This window comes from Pseudomonas sp. 05T35, assembly GCF_056396605.1.
On sequence record NZ_JBFTLU010000419.1, the window covers coordinates 1 to 4,072 of the forward strand.

2 protein-coding genes and 1 pseudogene are annotated in these 4,072 nt (G+C 59.1%); all 3 read left to right on the forward strand.

Annotated features, from left to right (window positions below; translation table 11 throughout):
• A pseudogene (locus AC1DH9_RS24300) lies at positions 1–258 on the forward strand (MFS transporter); the annotation flags it as partial.
• Positions 259–490: 232 nt separating this feature from the next.
• Positions 491–1,495 (forward strand): phosphate ABC transporter substrate-binding protein PstS, encoded by a 1,005-nt coding sequence (locus tag AC1DH9_RS24305; protein WP_054594764.1) that lies wholly within the window; start codon positions 491–493, stop codon positions 1,493–1,495.
• 222 nt (positions 1,496–1,717) lie between these two features.
• Entirely contained in the window at positions 1,718–4,000 is a 2,283-nt protein-coding gene (locus tag AC1DH9_RS24310) for an ABC transporter permease subunit (protein ID WP_429539558.1), read from the forward strand.
• Positions 4,001–4,072 lie beyond the last annotated feature (72 nt).

Sequence of the window (4,072 nt, forward strand, 5' to 3'; positions counted from 1 at the left end):
CTGTACGCGCTGACCGGCTTGTTCGTCGGCACTATCGGTGCGGTGCCGTTCGTGATGGTCAAGGCATTCCCGGCCGTGGTGCGCTTCAGCGGTTTGTCGTTCTCCTACAACCTGGCCTACGCGATCTTCGGCGGCCTGACCCCGATGGTCGTCACCCTGCTGCTCAAGGAAAGCCCGATGGGGCCTGCCTACTATGTGGCGATCATCTGCAGCATCGGCATCCTGGTGGGTGGCTATCTCTGGAAGAACAGCCGCTAGGCCGACTTCTTCATCGACTGCACTGGCCTCATCGCGAGCAGGCTCGCTCCCACAGGGGATCACAGAACCAATGTGGGAGCGAGCCTGCTCGCGATAGGGGCGACGCGAATCATCCTGTAAAAAGTCGAATGCTGGCCTTTCATCTAATTGTCATATTCAGGTCATAGAGTGTTCATACGGCCTGCCGATACTTGGCCCCGACTTAACACACCCTATTTGCTAGGAGTAAGGCATGAAACTGAAGCGTTTGATGGCGGCAATGACGTTTGTCGCTGCTGGCGTTGCAACTGCCAACGCGGTAGCCGCTGGTGTAGACCCAGCCATCCCGGCTTATACCAAAGCCACTGGTGTTTCGGGCAACCTGTCCAGCGTCGGTTCCGATACCCTGGCTAACCTCATGACCCTGTGGGCTGAGAACTACAAAAAAGAATACCCGAACGTAAACATCCAGATTCAGGCCGCTGGCTCCGCCACCGCGCCACCTGCGTTGACTGAAGGCACCTCCAACCTGGGCCCGATGAGCCGCAAGATGAAGGACACCGAACTGGCGGCCTTCGAGCAGAAGTACGGCTACAAGCCAACCGCTATCCCGGTTGCCGTGGATGCCCTGGCCGTGTTCGTGCACAAGGACAACCCGATCCAGCACCTGACCATGGAACAAGTCGACGCGATCTTCTCCTCGACTCGTCTGTGCGGCGCTAAAGCAGAAGTCAAAACCTGGGGCGACCTGGGCGTGACCGGCGACCTGGCCAACAAGCCGGTTCAACTGTTCGGCCGTAACTCGGTATCCGGCACGTATGGCTACTTCAAAGAAGAAGCCCTGTGCAAAGGCGACTACAAGCCAAACGTCAACGAACAACCAGGCTCGGCTTCGGTCGTGCAATCGATCAGCTCTTCGCTGAACGGTATCGGTTATTCGGGCATCGGCTACAAAACCGCTAGCGTGAAGACTGTGGCTCTGGCCAAGAAAGGCAGCACTGACTACATCGCAGACAGCGAAGAAAACGCCCTGAACGGCAAATACCCGCTGTCGCGTTTCCTCTACGTTTACGTCAACAAAGCCCCGAACAAGCCTCTGGCCCCGCTGGAAGCCGAGTTCGTGAAACTGGTTCTGTCCAAACAGGGCCAGGAAGTTGTTGTGAAAGACGGCTACATCCCACTGCCAGCCAAAGTTGCCGCCAAGGCACTGGCTGACCTGGGTCTGCAAGAAGGCGGCGCTGAAGTCGCAAAAAAGTAAAACCCTGAGTCCGGGGTAATCCCGGACTCCAGTGTGGGAGCGAGCCTGCTCGCGATGACGGACTGACATTCAACACCTCTGTTGACCGTTGCATCGCTACCGCGAGCAGGCTCGCTCCCACACCTCTAATTTTCCAGTCCGCTGCCAGTTCACACGGGCGGCGGATTTGTTGCGTCACTGCATTGTCATCTTTCTGTCATACAGGATCGCTAGGGTGTGCGCATGAATGATCTGGCCAATTCCCCAATGACTACCAATCCCCCCAAGCGAATTGACTTCAATACGCCTGAGCTCCAACGCAAGCGCCGCATTCGCGCGCTCAAAGATCGCCTGACCCGCTGGTATGTCCTCGTTGGCGGCCTTGCCGTACTCGGCGCGATCACGCTGATCTTCTTCTTCCTTGGCTACGTCGTTGCGCCACTGTTTCAGGGCGCCAACCTGACCGCTAAAGACGCGATCACCCCGGCCTGGATGCAAGACGCCGGCAAACCGCTGATGATCTCCCTCGAAGAACAGAACCAGGTCGCCATGCGGGTTTCCGACAAGGGCCAGGCGCTGTTTTTCGATGTCGACAGTGGCGCCGAGCTAAGCCGCATTAACCTGCCGATTCCGGCCGGCACCAGCGTAACCGCCATTGGCAAAGACCAGCCCGGTCATCCGCTGGTCGTCGTGGGTTTGTCCAACGGTCAGGCGCTGGTGTTCCGCCACACCTATAAAGTCAGTTACCCGGAAGGCAAGAAAACCATCTCGCCGGCCATCGAATTCCCGTATGGCGAAACGCCGATCGCACTGAACGAGCAGGGCGGTGCCCTGGAACACGTCAGCCTCAATGCGACCGATTCGACCCTGCTGCTCGCTGGCTCTACCGGTTCGCAATTGCATGTGCTGTCGCTGAGCAGCGAAGAAAACATGATGACCGGTGAGGTCACCAACGAGCAGAAGCGCATTGAACTGCCGCAAATGACCGAGCCGGTGAAGAACATCTTCGTCGACCCGCGTCAGCAATGGTTGTACGTGGTCAACGGTCGTGCCCAGGCCGACGTCTTCAGCCTGAGCGACAAGAGCCTCAACGGTCGCTACAAACTGCTGGATGACGGCGAAGCGCAAGTGACCGCCAGTACTCAACTGGTGGGCGGCATCTCGCTGATCATCGGCGACTCCAAGGGTGGTCTGGCCCAGTGGTTCATGGCTCGCGATACCGATGGCGAGCAACGACTGAAACAGATCCGCACCTTCCAGATGGGCACCACGCCGATCGTTGAAATCACCGCCGAAGAACGTCGCAAAGGCTTCGTCGCCCTCGACACGGCCGGTAAGCTCGGGGTGTTCCACAGCACTGCACACCGCACCTTGCTGGTGAACCAGGTGGTGGATGGCACGGGCCTCTTCGGTCTGTCGCCGCGTGCCAACCGCATCATTGTGGAGCAGGGCGGCAAGCTGCAACCGCTGCTGCTCGACAACCCGCACCCGGAAGTCTCGTGGAGCGCGTTGTGGAGCAAGGTCTGGTACGAAAACTACGACGAGCCTAAATACGTCTGGCAATCGACCGCGGCCAACACCGACTTCGAACCCAAGATGAGCCTTTCGCCACTGACCTTCGGTACGCTGAAAGCCGCGTTCTACGCGATGCTGCTGGCCGCACCGCTGGCGGTCGCTGCGGCGATCTACACCGCGTACTTCATGGCGCCGGGCATGCGTCGCAAAGTGAAACCAGTCATCGAATTGATGGAAGCGATGCCGACGGTGATCCTCGGCTTCTTCGCCGGCCTGTTCCTCGCACCTTACGTGGAAGGGCACCTGCCGGGCATTTTCAGCCTGTTGATGCTCTTGCCGATCGGCATTCTGGTAGCCGGCTTCATCTTCAGTCGCCTGCCCGAGTCGATTCGCCTGAAAGTGCCGGACGGCTGGGAAAGCGCGATCCTGATCCCGGTGATTCTGTTTGTGGGCTGGTTGTCGCTGTACATGAGCCCGTACATGGAAGCCTGGTTCTTCGGCGGCGACATGCGCATGTGGATCTCCCACGACCTGGGCATCACCTACGACCAGCGCAACGCACTGGTGGTTGGTCTGGCCATGGGTTTTGCGGTGATCCCGAACATCTATTCGATCGCCGAAGACGCCGTGTTCAGCGTACCGCGCGGCCTGACGCTGGGCTCCCTGGCCCTCGGCGCCACGCCATGGCAGACCATGACCCGCGTGGTGATCCTGACCGCCAGCCCGGGCATTTTCTCGGCACTGATGATCGGCATGGGCCGTGCGGTCGGGGAAACCATGATCGTGCTGATGGCCACCGGTAACACCCCGGTCATGGAAATGAACCTGTTCGAAGGTCTGCGCACCTTGGCCGCCAACGTGGCGGTGGAAATGCCCGAATCGGAAGTCGGCGGCAGCCACTACCGCGTGTTGTTCCTGTCGGCGCTGGTGCTGCTGTTGTTCACCTTCATCATGAACACCCTCGCGGAGCTGATCCGTCAGCGTCTGCGCAAGAAATACTCGTCGCTTTAAGAAAGGTAGAAGTCTGTGAAACAGAACTCCCTGAAAGGATGGTTCAAGAGCGGCGCCCCCGGCGTCTGGATC